Raw genomic sequence first — 19,409 nt, 5'->3', positions numbered from 1 at the left:
CAATCATATACCAATGAAAAACAAGCAGTTGTTAAATAAATATTTTAACAACTGCTTGTCTTAATTATATCTATACGTCTTGAATAATTGGCAAGATCATAGGGCGACGACGAGTTTTATCATAGAAGAATTTACCCAATGCGTCACGTACGTTTTGCTTAATGGTTGTCCAGTCTTTGATGCGTTGCATTTCGCAATCTTCAAGAACTTGTTCTACACGGCGCTCCGCAGCAAGCATGAGTTCTTCTGCGTCACGAACATATACGAAACCACGAGATACGAGGTCTGGACCAGCTACGATAGTACCGGAAGCTTTGTCCATCGCCATAACGACGATAACCATACCTTCTTGTGCCAATTGTTGACGGTCACGGATAACGATATTACCTACGTCACCAACACCAAGGCCATCAACGAAGATAGCGCCAGCTTGTACGCGGCCACCTTTGCGACCACCATCTTTATCGAATTCAAAGATTTGACCATTATCGCCGATAAGGACTTTCTTAGGATCTACGCCCATGGCCACACCAAGTTCACCATGACGGCGCAACATGCGATACTCACCATGAACTGGGATAAAGTATTCCGGACGAACAAGGTTAAGCATTGTTTTAAGCTCTTCTTGGCTCGCATGACCAGATACGTGAATACCACGGTCTTTACCGTATACCACATTACAACCTAAACGAAGCAAGTTATCGATAGTTCTACCTACAGCACCTTCGTTGCCTGGAATTGGTGTTGCAGAAATGATAACAGTATCATTCGGTGCCAATTCTACAGTGCGATGGTTGCTTGTTGCCATACGGGACAAGCCTGCCATCGGTTCACCTTGAGAACCAGTCGTTAAGATCATGATTTGGTCATCTGTGTAGTTGTGCATTACATCAACGTCGATGATTGTATTTGGTGGAATATTCAAGTATCCACGCTCTTGGGCAATTTCTGTAACATTGACCATGCTACGGCCCATAACTACAACCTTACGGTTGAACATAACCGCCGCATCAATAGCTTGTTGAATACGGGATACGTTAGATGCAAATGTCGCCAAAACAACGCGGCCTTTTGCTTCTCCAACAGCTTGTTTAATCGCAGGGCCTACGGAACTTTCAGAACCGGTAGTACCTGGTTTTTCTACATTTGTAGAGTCCGACAAGAGCGCTAATACGCCTTTGTTACCTAACTCAGCAAATTTGTGCATATCCATCAAACGGCCATCAACAGGAGTTTGGTCAATTTTAAAGTCCCCTGTATGAAGAATTGTTCCGATTGGTGTATTAAAGTATACAGCGCAAGAGTCAGGAATAGAGTGATTTGTTTGGATGAAACCAACAGTCACTTGACCAATTTGAACTTCATCGCCGGCAGCAATCGTACGAAGACATTTTGGAGATACCTTATGTTCTTTAAACTTGCCTTCGATTAATCCACAAACGAGGTTTGTTGCATATACTGGGCAACTAATTTCTTTCATAAGGTACGCCAAAGAACCGATATGATCTTCGTGACCATGAGTAATTACGACAGCTTTCACGCGGTCTTTATTCTCGATAATATAGCTCATATCAGGAATAACGATATCTACACCAAGCATATCTTCACTAGGGAATGCAAGCCCAGAATCAAGAACGATAATTTCGTCCTCGTATTGGAATATGGTCATATTTTTACCAATTTCACCAAGGCCACCTAGTGGGATGATTTGGAATTTGCCCTTGTTGGCGCCATTTGGCGTGCGACCGACTAATTCTACTTGTTCCTCTTGATTATTCCAACCTGTAGAACGGTTATTGGAGCGGTTATTATTGCGGTTCTGACCATTTTGGCCATTGCGACCATTATTAGTACGCGCATTACGTGTATTTTCACCACGCGGTGCACGAGTTTGGCGAGTTTTGCGTTCTTGACCTTCACCTTGTTCCGCATTGCGGCGTGTATTTGTACGGCGAGTCGTATTAGTACGACCACTATTCGCACTTGTACGAGTATTTGTAGACCGGCGTTGGCGTGTTGCACCTTCACCAGCTGTTTGTTGGCGCGTACGACCTTCGCCAGCAGGGCGGCGTGTATTTGTACGGCGACGCGTTTGTTTTTGCTCGCCTTCAGTCGCAGCTGTAAGAGTAGCGTCTTTTGCTACTGTCGGTTCTGCTTTCACTTGCGCAGTAACCTGATTATCTGTTGTATTCACAGTTCCTCCTAAAATTTTGTTCATTAATTTATTTAACATAGTTTTTCTCACCTATCACTTGAATTGATCTATGCCACGAGGAAATGTCACACAAAGAAAAAGGCGCTATTATACTAGCGTCTCGTCAAATGGGCGCAAAAATGCGCTATCAAATTTTGCCGTTCCTAGTTTGTGTGCCATTTGCCGCAGCAAATGAGTATAGTGCACTATCAGATGCTTCAACCGCAAGAGACCTCTGTTTTTATCTCAATCCGATACGCAGTGCAATATAGTCCGATCTGTTTTGATGAAAGCCTCACTTTCATACGTTGTGCTAATTATAACATAAAAACAACATAAACAAAAGAGTTCTACGCTTGATTCATTAAAAGTAACATAAAATTTTACTACTACTTAAAAGGGCGGCTCAAATTGAACCGCCCCAAAGCATTTCATTATTTATCATCTGGCATACTTTTATAAAACCCTTCAATATGCCATTCGCCATTTTCTTCGACGAGAGATATGTAGCGTGTCATGTGCGCAGCCTCAACCGCGCCATCTCCGGGTTTAGTGACTTGCAGATCCGCTTCGTAAATGATGCGTTTCATGCCATTTATACGACTGATACGACTCGTGCCTAAGGACCCGACAACCACCTTCGGCGCCGACATCATAGACTCCATCCATTTCTGCTTTTCTACGGGATTCGTCTTAGCCTGATTGGTAACATAGGTGAAAGCCTTATCATAGTTCTTTTCATTGACGGCGTCAAAATAACCGTGAACAACATCCCGTGCAACTTCATCACTGCCTTGACCGACGATGATATTCGTAAACCATCCGCCCGGATCCAGTTCATTTTCCAGTCCTATATAACGAGATGAAACGTTGCATACGCAGATAGCACTCACCAGCAATGTAACGAGAATTCGAGTAGTGAAAGCGCTGCTCGTAGGCGATACTTTCATAATAGAGGCCAACCGTTTGTCGATAGTGATGTTCCTCAACGCCTCACCATATTGATTAGCCTTCGGTTCGCCTTTCTTACACAGTAGAACAAATAGAATTATTGGCCCTATAAAAGGTATTAAAACAAAAAATAGATGTTCACTACTTTTACCGGTATCATGAAGGCGACGGATACATAGAGCCCCCAACGGAATTAGCGAGACTAGACCGATGATTGTCAGTAACATCCATGCCAACAGGATTAAATAAATACCCCTATGAAGCACCGCCGTAAGTCCATAAGCAAGCGCCAGAATTCCAACGATAACTAATAGCCACAACAAAAAGAACCGCAAAAATTCCCCTTTAGACGCGCGGCCATCTGAATTCATAAATTTGCGGCCTACCACATAAAGAAATGTATCCTTGTAACTCAACCGATAATGCGCCAGCGGATAGATAATATCCCCTTCCGGTGCGATTCTCTCAACCTCCACCGCAGTCGTATACTGCCCGCAATGCGGACAGAACATGGCAGCCTCGTCACAATACTGACGGCAGGATTCACAATATCGTTTCATATGTAATACCTTCTATCTCAAAACTCTCTCTATATAGCTTCAGCAAGACCTTCACGGTATAAATTGGCCTATAGCTTTAGCAAAACCTTCACGGTATAAATTAGCCCCACCGTTAGCCGGATGTCTAAGACCGATGGCTGAAAGGCCGAATCGCCCCATCGTGTCCGCCGATTTTTGACCGACAGCGAGCACGAGCGGCTCCGGTCCACCTAATTCGGTGTGCAATGCCAACAGTCTTTTCGTATATTCCCACCCCAGCTGCTGCTCCGACTCGGTCGGCGTCCGATTAGTGAGCGGTTCGCCCGCCTTGTGAGGGTGAAAGGGAAATATATTCCACAGCAACGCATCGTACGGATCAATTTCCTGTTCGATGATAGCACTCCATACTACCGTATCCGTAGGCTCGTTGAACCCCTGTTCCTGTTGGGTCCGTTTTAGCATAGGGCTCACAGGAGAGCTGGTTCTTTGTAATGTAACAGGCGTTATCTGATGCGCCCGAATCGTTTTATGCTTATCCAGCAACATGCGCTCACAGGTAATGGCAATGCCCGAAAAGCGCCCACCTTGATATCCGACAGCCTCCGCCACCACAAAGATCTTGGAGCGTCCCAACCGCGGCAGCAAATACGCCATCAAATTGTTACGACGCACCTGAGCCGCATCAAAATCAGGCCGAACAATTTCGAGGTCAGGATTCACCTCGCCCCATGGATTATGAACAAGCTCGTCCCTATATTGACCGAGCCAGTCTATAAACTGCTGTACTTTTGCAATCTGATTCGTATCAAACGAGGTCATATATTCATCAAAAGACAGCGTTTTCTCTTCCTCTGGTGCAAATAAGGACATAGGATTTCCCCCAATTTATACTACCGAACCATATAATTAATAATGCTGTATATCATGATTATCAAGCTTTTATATACTGTATTTATACACTAAAACCTATAGTAATACAATCCATATATTACGATGCCCAATCATGATATGTGATACTATATCCGATAATCACGCACTACATAAAATGTTGCTGTTACTATATTTATAGTAGCACCTATTTCTGAAAGTTTGATGCAAAATTAATACTCAAATATATCTACATGCAACATCACATTTATATATAAAACTCGATTTTGTCTTCTTTGGCGAGTTGGAATTGTTCAAATATGTGGTTTCGAATATTGACGAAGGACGCCGAGGTCCGGTCCGTCCTATCGATGAGATTGACGGGGATAATGGTTTGCACCCGTCCCGGATTAGCAGCGAGCACTACGACGCGATCCGCAAGAACCACCGCCTCTTCGATATCATGCGTAACGAATACGACCGTTTTACCCTCTTCACGGCAGATACGGGAGATTTCATCCTGTAAATTGATGCGTGTCAACGCATCGAGGGCCCCTAGTGGCTCATCCATGAAGATAATGTCCGGATCGACCGCCAACGCCCGCGCAATGGATACACGTTGCTGCATCCCGCCGGACAACTCCGCCGGATAGCGATTGCGCGCATGGTCGAGCCCCACCATTTTCACGTATTTGTCGATGATAGCAGGTCGCTCTTCCTTAGGTACATTCTTGCTTTCAAGGCCCAGTTCAATATTGCTTTCCACCGTTCGCCACGGCAACAGTCCGTAATTTTGAAAGACCGTTACATACCGCAGTTGAGGTGCTTTCACCTCCGCGCCGTCGATGGTAATAGAGCCCGAAGTAACGAGCTCAAAGCCGGCCATAGCATTTAAAAGCGTGCTTTTACCGGACCCGGAAGGACCTAAAAGGCAAATAAATTCACCTCGTTCAATGTCCAGATTAATATTTTCAAGGATGGTGAGCGGTTCTCCATCTTTCATAAATTCCTTGTGTGCATTGCGCACCGAAATGTAACCCATGCGTCCACCTCCTATTTCTCAATGCCCCAACGTCTATAAATCCATTTTTCGATGAGGGACACGCCCCAATCGAGCAAAAGTCCTACAAAGCCAATCGTCAAAATCGCCACCATCAGAAGATCGTTACGCAAATTGTTCCGCATATCGATGATGAGGAATCCAAGACCCGTCTGAGAGCCTACCATTTCCCCCGTCACCAGGAAAATCCACGCCGTACCGAGCGCGATGTGAAGTCCCGATGCGATGCCGGGAAACACGGCGGGCAATACAATTTTAAATAACAATTCCGGCTGCTTGATACCAAAATTTCGAGCCACCTTGATGTATACGGGATCGATATTTTGAATCGCCGACACCGTGGACAATAGAACCGGGAAAAACGCCGCAATAAAGATGATAACAATGGCAGGCGCTTGACCGATACCGAAGAACAGAACGATAAACGGCAACCATGCTACTGGCGAAATAGGACGAATCACCTGAACGATAGGATTAATATAGTTCCAAATGCCCTTATACCAGCCTAAAATAAGGCCTAAGAACACACCGGCTACGACGGAAATGATATAGCCGATGAAAAAGCGCACCAAACTATCCGCAATATCCTTGAACAATACGCCGTCCCCGATAAGTTCTCCGAACCCGAGCAGCACCTTGTACGGCGTTGGCAACAAGGCCTCGTTAAATCCGCCGATGCGAACAACTAGCTCCCAAATCAGCCAGACCGCGATGAACGCCCCCGGCACATATGTGTATTTCTTCATGGTCTACCCCCTATGGCAATAGCGATGTATCTACAAACTCTGAATAACTCGGCACCTTTTTAATCAAATCGACATGGGTCATGTGATGCACGAGCGCCTTATAACGATCCTCGGTGAGGGCCAAATCTCCAAACCCAATTACTTGCAAGGAACGCTCGATAACAGGATCCTTAAATTTCATATATTTCAAGGCAATCTCCTTTTGCGCCTCCGGATGCTCGTCTAAATATGTACCTGCATCGAGATAAGCTTTTGTGAAAGCCTTCGCCAAATCGTGGTGTTCATCGACGAATTGACCGTTGAACACGAGGGCGCAACAGATATTGTCATGCCATAAGTGATCAGGGTCTTCAAAGACCTTCCCAGCTCCCATTTCTATAGCAAGAGAACCAAATGGCTCCGCCACGCTATAGCCAGCGATTTGACCGACCGACAATGCGGACGGCATTTCAGGAGGGCTCATCTCCACTATCTGTACGTCCTTCTCGCTAAGACCTGCCCGTTCAAGCATGAGGTCTACGAGGATTTTTTGAGTTGATTGCTTATGAGGGATAGCAAAGGATTTACCTTTCAAATCCTGTACAGAGTTAATATCGTTATTTACAACGATAATGTTGCCTTCCGTATGACCTAATGCCGCCGCGCGCACATCTATGCCCTGTTCACGAGCCTTTACGCCGAGCTCAACGAGAACGGCTGCAGCGTCTACTTTACCGGTGTTGAGCGCATCCATGAGTTCCGGCCAGGAACCGTATTTAACAAGCTCTACATGGACAGGACCATCTGCTGTCTCCAATTCCTTCGTAGCAAATACCGGCAGCGCATGAGTAATCGGTAAATACGCAACGCGCACGGTCTTCAGCTCCTGTGCTGACTTCGGTACCGTATGCTGATAATATGCATACGCCGCACCTCCGATAACGAGAAGCACAACAGCAATGATTAGATACCAAATTTTCTTCATAATGTCCCCTCTTTCTACCTCACAACAAGGGGCGTTTATGACTCATATCAATTTCCGCATTTTTCTAAACCTTAGATGAAATCAGGCTTTAGAACACCTCGTCTTCTAAACTTAATATAACCTACTATAACAATATGTATTAATTATGTCAATAAATCATATTAATATTGTAGGTATTATTATTTATGTACGAAAAATGTCAATATAGACAAGAGCCTATTCATTTAAATAAGCATTTTAATATAAAAGGCAAATAAATAGATAGTATGTAGAGGATCAACACCAGTAAACGTTCAGATAACATAAAGCTGCAAGATTTTAATTAACCAAAAACAGCAAACAACTAATTAACAAAAAGTGGTAAGGCGCTAATTAACAAAAAACAGGTAGCATCTATTGGATACTACCTGTTTTTAATGTTTATTAAGTTTTCACAATTATTTGAATAGAGTCTTTTTATTTAGTACGTAAACTTCAGATGTACCTGCTTCACTAGACTCAGATACATGTGGATAAATGGAGGACTGACGGAAATGCTTAATTTCCCCTTTAGGAACGATTAACATAAGTGGCTTACCAGATTCGATAATCTTGTTAAATTCCTCTTCACTTACTTGTTCCATAAGATATTTCTTCTGCCATTCAGCGCTACGTTTTTTTAATTTATCTCGATCATCCCAGCGGCTTTCATCACCATTAATCTTGATAACCTTATGGCCCGTATAATACACAACAGCCGTACTATAGCCGTTATAGTAATAGACATCCCCTTCATAGGAATCCACTACTGGAACAACATCAATATTACTACGTTGCTTAACGAATGGCTCTAAACCTTCCATAACAACTATAGAAGATATAACCATCGTACCAAGGACAATAATTGTAACTAAACGATATCCTCGTTTCGTATACCATGTATAGAACATAGCCAATATTGCCATAGCAACCACGACATAGAGCAAACAATAAAAACCCCATGGTGCGAAGAAAGAACCTGCTACATAAGCAATCCATAGAAGCAACGTCGGCCCCATAATAATCCATTTTAAGGCTCTAGATTTGCCTTTGCGAATAAGCTTCATAACACCCAAAGCACCGATAGCGCTAAATGGGACTAAGCTAACAAAGGTATATAGTGGATATTTGGTAGCCATTAAGGTGTAGAATAGCACAATTCCAACACCCCAAGTCATATTATAGATAAAACCTGTGTGGCGTTGTTTAAAACCATCGATTATACCGTAAATAACAGCACCCGTCCACGGCATGGATGCGCCAAGGAAGATAGCAAGATAATACCACCACACATTATCTTCTGGATGTTCCGATTGAGTAGCGCGAGTCACATTGTGAAGCCCTAAGAAGCCATTGATAAAGTCTTGACCATGAACACTGTACATGTATACATACCACGGCAAACAAACTACACAAAAAGCTAAAATGCCACGCCAATCGAAGATGGCTTTCACCATAGACCAAGAACGATTAATACCTGCAAAAACAAGCAGAATCATACCAGGCAACACAATGGCTACCGGACCTTTAGTGAGTACGCCTAACGCGGCGAATACATAGGCCACAATCATGGCATACGGTTTCTGTTCCACCAGTCCCTTGTAGGAGTAAATCATGACCATCAATGTCGTATAGAGGAGCACCATATCCGTAATAACGCCATGTGCTACGGTCCAGAACATAAGAGATGTGCCTAGAACGGATGCCCCAATGAGACCAAGTGCCCACTTACCGCTCATGGTACGCGTAGATTGATACATAGTCGCCACCGACAAAGCACCAAAAATAGCACTCGGTAGGCGCACCACCCAATCAGCAATTCCAAAGATTTTAAAGCCAAGAGCAATGAGCCAATAAATCATAATTGGTTTATCGTACCAATAAGTACCATAAATCTGCGGAGATAGCCAATCACCTGAAAGAACCATTTCCTTTGCTGTTAACGCATAATTAGATTCAACGGGATCTGTAACAGGCAACATATTATTGCCAAACATATAAAACACTAGCCACACAATAAATACGACTGGTGTTAATCGAGAGAGTTTCATAAGGGCCTCCTTATCGACGATTCCGATAGTATCTAAAGCCCAGTACTACAGCTATAATGACAAATACAACGATCATAACAATCAAGAACTCATGATTGTACTCGATAAGGTCTTGCCAATTTTCACCAAGTACCTTGCCTAAGTAAACGAGCAAAATCGTCCAAGGAATCGTACCGAGTACCGTCCAGATGATGAAATGCCACATGGGATAGCGTGCCATTCCTGCAGGGAAGGAGATAAAGGTACGAACACCAGGTAAAAGTCGACCAAAAAATACAGCTACACCGCCATATTTATTAAACATCTTTTCTGCCAGTTCAAATTTATGTTCATTAAAGAATATATATTTACCATATTTCAATAATAAAGGGCGCCCACCATGCTCACCCATCCAGTAGGATACTATAGAACCAACAATACCTGCTAAGATACCTACCACCATTGTTGTATGCATATCAAATATGCCTTGAGCTATCAAATACCCCGCAAAACCAAGTACGATTTCACTTGGAATAGGCACGTTAGCATTTTCTAGAACCATTGCAATAAACATGGCCGTATAGCCATATGTTTCCATAAACGAAATAATATATTCCACTATTTTACCTCATTAAAAATCCCCATCCGGGTTCTATAATGTACTTATTCTGGTACATCATTTCGTGAAAATTTCACCCAACCATTTGGTACACCATATATTTTACCATAATAAAGAGACCCTCACCACAGGTGGGGCCTCTTTAAGGTATAAACAGTATGCAATTTTCGCAATAGCTTTTTTGCTATTGTGTACATCTCAATAAAAACAGCTAACAATTAACTGGCTATACGATACCTAATCTTCTCTGTTTAAGCAAGACCATATGGTACACATATAGGACATGTTTCTTCACTGCGAGGGCTTTGTAAAATATCCGCTTTAATACCGAACCACTCTGCTAAATTCTCTGGGGTCATCATCATATGCGGAGTTCCATCACCTACAATAGCTCCCTCTTTAATAGCAATAATGCGGTCACTATAGCGCAAAGCTAGATTCAAATCATGGAGCACCATAACGACCATAATATTTCGTTCCCGCTGTGTGCGTTTAACTAGCTCCATCAACTCAATTTGATGGCGACTATCGAGATAGGTAGTCGGTTCATCGAGGAGTAAAATATTCGGTTCTTGCGCCAAACTTAATGAAAGCCATACGCGCTGCCGTTCACCGCCGGATAGTTCCCCTATTTGCCGATACCGATATTTCCATACATCTGTGCATTTCATCGCCTGCTCCACAGCAGCTAAATCCGCATCAGATAGTTCCTTAAAAATCGATACATACGGATTTCGTCCGGATCGAACCAACTGCTCAACTAACATTCCTTCAGGAGCTGTCGTAATTTGCGGTAACAAAGCTATATGACGCGCTAATTCCTTCGTATTCCACGAATGTAAAGGTTTTTCATCCAGCGATATGGTGCCTTGTTTTAGCTTAATAAGTCGGGCCAAAGCTTTCAAAAACGTTGATTTTCCCGAACCATTCGGACCGATAATAGATATTATTTCCGGTTTATCAAAGACGATGGATTGATTTTCCAGTATCAATCGTTTTCCATAACCTACCGTTATATTATCGACTGTTAACACACTCATCTTCGCCCCACCCCTTTCAATAGATACAAGAAGAATGGAGCACCCAAAAAGCTCATCAGTACGCCTACAGGGATTTCACCTGGCGCAATCATCATGCGCGCCAAAGTATCGGCATAAACAATTAATATGCCACCAAAAACCATAGACGTAGGAATCAAATAACGATAATCCACACCTACAATGAGACGCGCCACATGAGGCACAATAAGACCTACAAAACCCAACATTCCCGACACGCTCACCGCTGATGCGGCTAATAAAGAAGCTAATACGAGTAAGGACAATCGACATCTTTCAACATGCACACCTAAAGTGCGCGCCGTATCATCGCCTAAACTAAGCAATGTAAGCCATCTGATAGATATCATAGATCCAATAATTCCTATAGCCGTATAAGGCCAGATCATCATTACATCATCCCAGCTGCGCCCTACAAAACCACCTGCCATCCAGCTCACCGTTCCTTGAACACGATCCGGATAAAACACAGATAGAATCGTATTAAATCCGCCGAAAAAAGCAGCTACTGCCACACCGGCCAAGATAAGGCGCAACGGATTGAGCCCACCTTGCCAAGAAATCCCATAAACCAAAAACGATGCCACTAACGCACCAACAAAAGCACCAATAGGAACAAGCATAACGTAAGTAGGCATGAGAATCATGATGATCATAGCCGCCAAAGCACCGCCAGAGGTAATGCCGATAATTCCGGGATCCGCCAAAGGATTTCGCAAGATACCTTGTAAAATCACACCGGCTAAGGCAAGATTCATGCCCGCTAAAAATCCCACTACAACACGTGGTAAGCGTATAGTCATGATAATTTGACCAATTTTTGATGTATCGCCACCCGTTATGATTTGGTATAATTCGCTCCAAGTTAATGGAACGGCGCCCAATTTCATACTCAGTAACACACCTGCTATTAACAGAATCAGCGCAGCCACAAAAACGCGTAAGCCACGACGTTCCTGCACATTAATGAGATTGTCCATATAACACCTTTTCCGCATATAATAACACTTGATCCATTCGGGCGGTCGGCACCGACGCAAACAACGGACCCGGCAAGACCTCTATATTCCCATTAGCAATAGCAGGTACATTCTGCCATGCCGGCGTTTTAAAAGCCTTTTTAAAAGCTGTTATATCTTTCTCACCGCTACTGCCATGATTAATCAAGATAACCTTGTCACAATCAAGAACGGCCATCGTCTCCAGATTAAGCGGAATATATCCATCCAAAGCATTCTCCGATACATCTTGTGGCAAATATACATCAGCCACATTTTTTGCTCCTAATCTTTGGAAAATATCTCCCACATATGTTTTACTGGAGGCTAGTTGATAACTCGTAGGCGTCCCAAAAACGATGAGAACACGCGGCGCAGACTCATCTTTATGCCGTTGTATGATTTCTGTTAGGATATCATTATATTTCTGGACCAATGCAGCCGCCTCCCTATCATGACCAGTCATAACGCCCACATGTCGAATATGGTCCATGATGTCATCATAATTGGAGGATAGATGGTAAAAGCTAGGAATATGATTCGCATTAAATGCTTTGCGCAACGCCGTTTGAAACGGCATGGCAATGCCGATAACGAGATTTGGGTCGGACATAATAATTCGTTCAATACTTGGAGATACAGCACTATTCATATTCGGATACTGTGCAATTTTAGCCTGCACCTCTGCCGGTAACTCCCTTGAATTTACTACGCCTACCGGGCTAACACCTAAAGCGATGAGTAATTCGCTATCTGCCGAAGAAATAGATACTACTCGACTTGCCACACTCGGCAACGACACAATTTGCTTCGTATCATCTTCAATCTGAATAGCACCTGCCTCACTGAATACCTCTCGCTTGCCTTCAAAACTTATACCCGTAGTGAAAGCCCCCACAATGGCAACAATACCCAATAAACATAATAATGGCTTACTGATAATGATCACCTCACAGATTACTTATGCAAGCTAAACCTCATAGATTATAATTTCAAATTAATGCCACTATATTATGTATGAAATACATGCATTAAAGCCTCAGCATTTCATACATACATTAATATCTCACTATTACATACGCAGATTAAGGCCCATGCGATATGTAGCGCCATGAATATCCCGTAAGTCTTGTTTTTCGCCAAATATATTTTCAACCCCTACATACATGGATGCATTATCATTCAACTGACGAGTCACCATAATATTCCAAGTTTGAATATTTTTCTTCTTCGGAATGCTGAGACGTGGGTTAACAACGATAGCATCGATGCCATCAAGGTAGTTAATATAATAATTACCCCAGAACGCACCAGTCCAACGACCTTGATGATAATTAACACCACCACTGAATACATGGCGACCACGGTTTAACAGACGGTCGTGGGTTACGTCATTTTTCGCATCCAAATATGTATAGTTGCCGAATACATCCCATTTATCATTGAGTCTATGATTTACAGATAATTCCACACCTTGCAATACAGCACGAGGTAAATTGGAATACGAAACATAAATTCGGCGATTTGCCATATCAATACGATTAGCACCGCTTTCAATATAATTTTTAATAACATTGTGGAAATAGGACGCCTTAACATTTGTCCGTTTCCAATCTTTTTCTACGGAGAAATCAAAGTTATATGAGCTTTCAGGTTTCAAATTAGGATTACCTTGCAAATATATATCGAAAGCCCCTAATCGCCCTCTTGGCACATTAGATGCCATAAGCCAATGATGATACATTTCCGTCATACCAGGTGTGGAGTAGCCTGCACCATAGTTCATTTTAAAGCGAAGACTATCATTTGCTTTATAGGTAACACCAATCTTAGGCGACCAATGGCTATCAAATGCATTTGACGTATCATAGCGAACAGCAGGAATAATTACCCATTTACGACTAGGTTTCCATTGATGTTGCACAAAGTAACTACCGTAATTAATGGTTGCCTTACCCGCGGTATCTGTAATGCCTTCTCGAGTTCTTGACCATGCTATGGAGCCATTATTAATACGTGTACTAATCGCTTCTTGACGGCGGAATTGAACGCCATACGTCAAGAGATTCTTCTTATCAATTGCCGTGTTAACCTGTGCCTCTGTAATCCATTCTTTATTATAATATTCATCCCAAATGGATAGTTTTTTTATGCCACCCGTGCGCTTATATTGATCATAAGTGTCTTTGTAATGATTGTAGTAAGACTGCACCATAAGCGATGACCGGCCGCGACGGCCATTCCAACGAAGACCTGTGCTTGTAGTAGTCGTATTTTTATCAACCGATTGAGTCAATGCGCTACCCTTTTTCGTATTCATGTCCAAATCTTCAGTTTCTCGATCTATAAAGAAGGAAAATTTATCCCTTTTTCCCGCTTGATAAGATACGTCAAAATGAAGCGGTATTCGGTCACCATGATAGTTATTATCCGATCCAGAGTCATTATTTCCCGCTATATTCCTGCGAATACCGGCACCAATCGATCCGTTCCACTTTCCTTGTTGTCCACTACGAGCCAATACATTGAAGTTATATCCTGTTGCACTCGATGCATCACGCCGGGAAATTTCAGTATTAACCTCTACACTTGGCTTTCTGGATTGTTTTGTAATAATATTAATAACCCCACCGTTCGCTTCGGAACCATAAAGGGCACTCGACGGACCACGCGTTATTTCGATGCGCTCCACATTATCCATGCCTTGACGAAGCCAACCCATGGCATTAGCTCTCGTTTTCGTCAACTCTCCAGTAACACGTCGTCCATCAATAAGAATTAATGTATGACGAGATTCGGCACCACGCATTGTAATATTTTGTCCACCGTGGGCATCAGTGCTGAAAGCAACGCCTGGCACACTTTGTAAGGCTTGCTCTAAATTACGATATTGACGATCTTTAATTTCTTCTTGTGAAATAATCGTTGTCGCAATTGGCACATCCCGAACTAAAGCCTCCGTACGAGTAGCAGTAACCGTAATATCTTTCATGCGTCTCGACTGCTCATCACTCGCATTATTTTGAGATTCATTCATACTAACTACACTTGTAGAACTATTATTTTCTGCACCTACCACACCTGCAGCAGATGTTAGATACACAACACACAATAGTGCTGCCCATGATTTTTTCATCACACACCTCCAGAAAATATATTAGGGCTCTAATAGCATAAAACGATATCTAATCTCAATTATATATTCATTAAGAATAACTATCAATATTATTTTATGTTATCAAAGTAATATATATACATATAAAAAAACTAGTATCTATAAAGATACTAGTTTTTCATTATACTTATAAATTATAGTGAATTGTGATATCTGCATATTGCTGTGTACCTGTAGAATTTTCAGCGCCACCCACACTATAAGCATATTCCCTAGCATGTTCTGATAACATAGGGTCATCAGAGTTAAGAACTTCCACACTGGCAACACTGCCACCTGGGGCAAAATAAATTCTTAGTGTTACATCACCTTGAATTCCCATAGTGTATGCATCTGTAGGGTAATTACTATTAATTGCACTTTGTAAATTACTCCAATACCCATCATAACTGAATGTGCCGCCACCACCGACATCAACTTCAGTACCTCCGGTACCTTCACGATCGCTAAGCCCTTCTCCGCTACCTGTTGATGCATACCCGATCCCAGAACCTTCAGCTCCGACAAGTCCACTCCCCGTATTGCTACCAACAGAAGATTGTTTAACCGTTCCTATTTCACCAGCACTCGCTTGTTGACTAGACGGACTTACATCACTTTTTGTAGGAACAGCAGAGTTGCCATTTTGTCCTCCATGACCGGCTCCTCCGTTATCAAGTTGAACATTATTATTTTCCAATTCTTTTGAGTGTTGGATCTCATGAGCTTTTTCTTCTTTAATTTGCTCTTTAATTTCCTCTACTTGTTTCTCTGCTTCCTGTTCCGTTAGAAAATTAATTTGTAACGATCCAGTCATTTGAGATTCGATATAATCAGAAAAAGAAACAAAGGCAACACCAACCGTAATAATACTTATAACTGTAGCAATAACAAAGGCTTTTTTATAGGTCATATGTGGATATTTCCACACATCTACATATTTTTTCGCCATAGCATCACCTATTTATTAACAGTGGCAATACTAATACTTGCAGCGCCGGCTAATTTCATCTCATCCATTAATTCCACAACCTTGCCATAACTCAAATCCTTGTCAGCACGAATAAGGAAGTTTTGATTTTTATTCTCTCCAATTTTGGCTTTCACAGAGCTAATAAGCTGTTCTTTCGTCACATATCCATCATCAATCATCAGCTGCCCAGATTTTTCAAAATCAATTAAAACCGGGCGCAACTCTGCGGACTGTTGTGTTTTTGTTTTTGGTAGCATAATAGACAAGGATTGTTGCGGAATCGTATATATGGTGCTAATCATAAAAAATACGAGCAAGAAAAAGATGATATCAATCATAGGGATAACCATCAAAGTAGGCTTTTCTCCCTCCATACGGCTCATTCGTTTCATGCAGCATGCCCCCGATCATAAGAATCTAAGACACGAGAAAATGAATCTTCTAAACGAGATATTGTCATACGTACATGATGAGTAAATCCGGCATGAAAACACAATGCCACAATAGCCACGCAAAGACCAGAAGCAGTTGCGACAAGGGCTTCCCCCACACCACCGGTAATAGCAGTAGGTACCGCACCGTCAGCACCGAACACCTGAAAGGCACCGATCATCCCCGTTACAGTACCAAGCAATCCTAATAATGGTGCTATCGTAACAATGGTAGAGAGCCAATCAAGACCACGGGAAGCGTGCGTATAAACATGGGCCACCATATCCTCCATTTTGGATTGCAATACATTGCGATCATGACACTGTCCAAGCACGCGAGTCAGATTATACGAAATATTAGCTGTATATTTAGATTCTAAGCTAGTTAATAAGGATTGCCAATTTATTTCGCTCTCTTCTAATGCATCATTCAAAGCAAACATTTCCCGCTTCAATTGTCGATAATAAGCTATACGTTCTATCGCTATAGCTACGGTTATGATAAGTGCCACTAGTAGCGGCCACATAACAAATCCACCATGTAAGAATAATTCCCACGCCTCTTTCATCGTAAACCTCCTTTATAAGTAGCTTAATTCTATATACTAATTTCCTACACTAACAAACTGATTATAAATAGACTATCCTATTATAAATTGATAAATAAAATCACTTAATAAGTCTATCACATCATACTACATTTTCCAATCTTATATGTATAACAAGCACTTTAGAGAATATTATAATCTATGAATCTGAAATAATTTTGAATTTATATCTCAATTAATGCGCAAAAAAAGCGACCAGGATTTCTCCATGATCGCTTTTATACTACCTTTAGATTATATTTGTACCTTTCTAGACTACAGCATAGAAGCAGTACTATTGCAATTCAGTAGTTTGTGTCTTTACTTCACGAGCTGTAGTAAATGCTGCTAATTCTGCATCACCAGAACCAAGAATTACTTTATTAGCCACTAACGCATTAGCCGCTGTTTTAGCATCTTGTAAAGTAATTCCAGCACGAGGAGCACTAATTGTGACTGATGTGCTTTTACCACCGACCGTAGAAAATGTAAGATATACAACGCGTTTTTCCGCCATGTGGGCGCCTCCTTTCACGTTTCATAAACAAGTTCATCGAATCTAGATAGGCTGTAAACATGTTAGATTACAAGTATACGTATCTTCGATTCATATCAATAAGGATGGGAATGTGTGGACTTGCTATTTCTACACCTCTTTACGACTATCTGAGAATGTACGAATCTAGCAATAAAATGTGTTTGGAGCACCTAAAACAAGAATGAGTAGAAACTCTACCCTTAATGCCCTAAGGATACTTCATTGACGCGGACCACGTCGGACAAGCTGTGGTCATACAAGGCTGCCAGCGCATTACCAACGGTTTTCACATTATCGTCAGACGCTTCTTCTGCAACACGAGTATAAGTTACGTCTTTGTACTTCGGCGCATCTTCGGTACCGATGTTAAAACGCAACACCAATTTAGTGCGTTTAATGTTAGCCATCGTATCACCTCCTTTCACCCTCTTATATTCCTGAGGGCCTTGTTCGACAACCCCCTTGCCGTTATTTAAGGTACTTATGGTGAAAGTAGCTGAACTCTGACTGTAATACTATAAATTGAAATAGAAAAAGACCTCTACCTAATGATATCTAGAAGATTAATATTCTAGATACCACCAGTAAAGGTCTATAAAGTGCTCTTATTACGAGTACTATTCAAATACATATTATTCGGTTTTCAACGCCAATATAAAGTCATATGCTTTAACAGCAGCTTCTGTGTCCACAAAATGTAGAGGATTTAACATACGACAGAATTTAAAAAGATACTCATGTTTACGTAAAATTTCTTTTATATGTAGCACTGTCTCACGGGCTGTACAAGCTGAACTATAGCCATTCATCATAGCATATAGATACGAAATGGATAAATTATCCTCCCGAAGGAAGCTGTGAACGAAGACGAGTAAATCCCAGCCTTGCGGTGTTAACTCAGGCCAACGACGGCTATTCTCCCAATCGAGCAATGTGATCTTATCTAGTTCAGGCTCATAGGTAATGTCGCGCATAGCAGGACGGCCATGACTCAAGCCATAATCATGCAACTGACCTAATGTCTTGCCAAACATATAAAAAATATGACTTAACATATCCTGCAAACTATCATCCTCTGGATGTTGAGCAGGCAATTGGCTATAATATGTTAACGTTTTACCACAAGCTTCTGTAACAACATAATGTTCTCTAAAACCAGCAATAACAGGAGCTACTGGCAATTGCGTATTCACAAAAGAAATCTTGTAAAACTCATAATCAAAAGAAGCTCTAGGTGCGGGCTTAATCCAACTAGAGCGATGGTTACTTATATCCTGTTTTACAAAGTACTGTTTGTTGTTAAAATCCACAGAAAAAACACGATGTTCTGTCTCTTGATCAATCATTCGATCGATATATTCTAATAGCATATCATTCATTATTTCCCCCCGTATATACACTCTATAATGCTAAACGCCCTCTCAAAGCATAATGACTAGCATGTCCAATATAATATCTCCCAAATTTATATTGTATAATCTAGTATATATAGCATTATAATAATTTATGAATTACAACATATTAGCTATTACTCATATAAGTGTATACAATTTGTGTACTTATTATACTACAATTATCAATCGATATCAAAATCAAATTTATTTATAAAGTTAGTATTTTACTGTATTTATTTTACATTTATCGATTTATATATATTTCACGATTTATAATTCAGTACAATT

Annotated in this window: 18 protein-coding genes; all 18 read right to left on the bottom strand. The window is 41.6% G+C overall.

Features of this window, described 5'->3' with window-relative positions; genetic code table 11:
- Positions 1–70: 70 nt before the first annotated feature.
- Entirely contained in the window at positions 71–2,233 is a 2,163-nt protein-coding gene (locus tag KH286_RS03825) for a ribonuclease J (protein ID WP_316581570.1), read from the bottom strand.
- A gap of 395 nt (positions 2,234–2,628) precedes the next feature.
- Positions 2,629–3,705, bottom strand: coding sequence for a DUF805 domain-containing protein (locus KH286_RS03820; RefSeq protein ID WP_278617625.1), 1,077 nt, complete (start codon positions 3,703–3,705; stop codon positions 2,629–2,631).
- A gap of 51 nt (positions 3,706–3,756) precedes the next feature.
- Complete coding sequence (locus KH286_RS03815) at positions 3,757–4,554, bottom strand: uracil-DNA glycosylase (protein WP_278617624.1); 798 nt, start codon at positions 4,552–4,554, stop codon at positions 3,757–3,759.
- Positions 4,555–4,819: 265 nt separating this feature from the next.
- Positions 4,820–5,593, bottom strand: a complete 774-nt coding sequence (locus KH286_RS03810; RefSeq protein ID WP_004698211.1) for an ABC transporter ATP-binding protein — start codon at positions 5,591–5,593, stop codon at positions 4,820–4,822.
- Between the two features lie 11 nt (positions 5,594–5,604).
- The gene (locus KH286_RS03805; protein WP_038125664.1) at positions 5,605–6,357 is read right to left on the bottom strand and encodes an ABC transporter permease; all 753 of its coding nucleotides are present in this window, start codon (positions 6,355–6,357) and stop codon (positions 5,605–5,607) included.
- A 10-nt stretch (positions 6,358–6,367) separates the two neighbouring features.
- Complete coding sequence (locus KH286_RS03800) at positions 6,368–7,321, bottom strand: ABC transporter substrate-binding protein (protein WP_278617623.1); 954 nt, start codon at positions 7,319–7,321, stop codon at positions 6,368–6,370.
- Between the two features lie 437 nt (positions 7,322–7,758).
- Positions 7,759–9,390, bottom strand: a complete 1,632-nt coding sequence (locus tag KH286_RS03795; RefSeq protein ID WP_058948257.1) for an ArnT family glycosyltransferase — start codon at positions 9,388–9,390, stop codon at positions 7,759–7,761.
- Between the two features lie 10 nt (positions 9,391–9,400).
- Positions 9,401–9,988 (bottom strand): DedA family protein, encoded by a 588-nt coding sequence (locus KH286_RS03790; protein WP_008602158.1) that lies wholly within the window; start codon positions 9,986–9,988, stop codon positions 9,401–9,403.
- Positions 9,989–10,239: 251 nt separating this feature from the next.
- Positions 10,240–11,028 carry an ABC transporter ATP-binding protein gene (locus KH286_RS03785; protein WP_278617622.1) on the bottom strand — a complete coding sequence of 263 codons (789 nt, stop codon included), beginning with the start codon at positions 11,026–11,028 and terminating at the stop codon, positions 10,240–10,242.
- The gene (locus KH286_RS03780) at positions 11,025–12,026 is read right to left on the bottom strand and encodes a FecCD family ABC transporter permease (protein WP_105087221.1); all 1,002 of its coding nucleotides are present in this window, start codon (positions 12,024–12,026) and stop codon (positions 11,025–11,027) included. The genes KH286_RS03785 and KH286_RS03780 overlap by 4 nt, the downstream gene beginning before the upstream one ends.
- Positions 12,010–12,993, bottom strand: coding sequence for an ABC transporter substrate-binding protein (locus KH286_RS03775; protein ID WP_278617621.1), 984 nt, complete (start codon positions 12,991–12,993; stop codon positions 12,010–12,012). Before KH286_RS03775 ends, KH286_RS03780 begins: the two co-directional genes overlap by 17 nt.
- Positions 12,994–13,116: 123 nt before the next feature.
- Positions 13,117–15,180, bottom strand: a complete 2,064-nt coding sequence (locus tag KH286_RS03770) for a TonB-dependent receptor plug domain-containing protein (RefSeq protein WP_227037266.1) — start codon at positions 15,178–15,180, stop codon at positions 13,117–13,119.
- Between the two features lie 166 nt (positions 15,181–15,346).
- On the bottom strand, positions 15,347–16,150 hold the full coding sequence (locus KH286_RS03765) for a cell envelope integrity protein TolA (protein WP_008714762.1): 804 nt from the start codon (positions 16,148–16,150) through the stop codon (positions 15,347–15,349).
- Between the two features lie 8 nt (positions 16,151–16,158).
- A complete protein-coding gene (locus KH286_RS03760; protein WP_227037265.1) occupies positions 16,159–16,563 on the bottom strand; it encodes an ExbD/TolR family protein in 405 nt (134 codons plus the stop codon).
- Positions 16,560–17,171, bottom strand: a complete 612-nt coding sequence (locus KH286_RS03755) for a MotA/TolQ/ExbB proton channel family protein (RefSeq protein ID WP_008602145.1) — start codon at positions 17,169–17,171, stop codon at positions 16,560–16,562. Before KH286_RS03755 ends, KH286_RS03760 begins: the two co-directional genes overlap by 4 nt.
- Before the next feature lie 313 nt (positions 17,172–17,484).
- Positions 17,485–17,706: a DUF2922 domain-containing protein gene (locus KH286_RS03750; RefSeq protein WP_021148713.1), complete on the bottom strand. Its 222-nt coding sequence runs from the start codon at positions 17,704–17,706 to the stop codon at positions 17,485–17,487.
- 221 nt (positions 17,707–17,927) lie between these two features.
- Positions 17,928–18,134 (bottom strand): DUF1659 domain-containing protein, encoded by a 207-nt coding sequence (locus KH286_RS03745; protein WP_009352393.1) that lies wholly within the window; start codon positions 18,132–18,134, stop codon positions 17,928–17,930.
- Between the two features lie 225 nt (positions 18,135–18,359).
- A complete protein-coding gene (locus KH286_RS03740; RefSeq protein WP_278617620.1) occupies positions 18,360–19,106 on the bottom strand; it encodes a hypothetical protein in 747 nt (248 codons plus the stop codon).
- Positions 19,107–19,409: the final 303 nt, after the last annotated feature.

This window comes from Veillonella parvula, assembly GCF_018378075.1.
GTDB classification, from domain to species: domain Bacteria; phylum Bacillota; class Negativicutes; order Veillonellales; family Veillonellaceae; genus Veillonella; species Veillonella parvula_K.
This window is presented reverse-complemented; position numbering and strand designations above follow the sequence as displayed.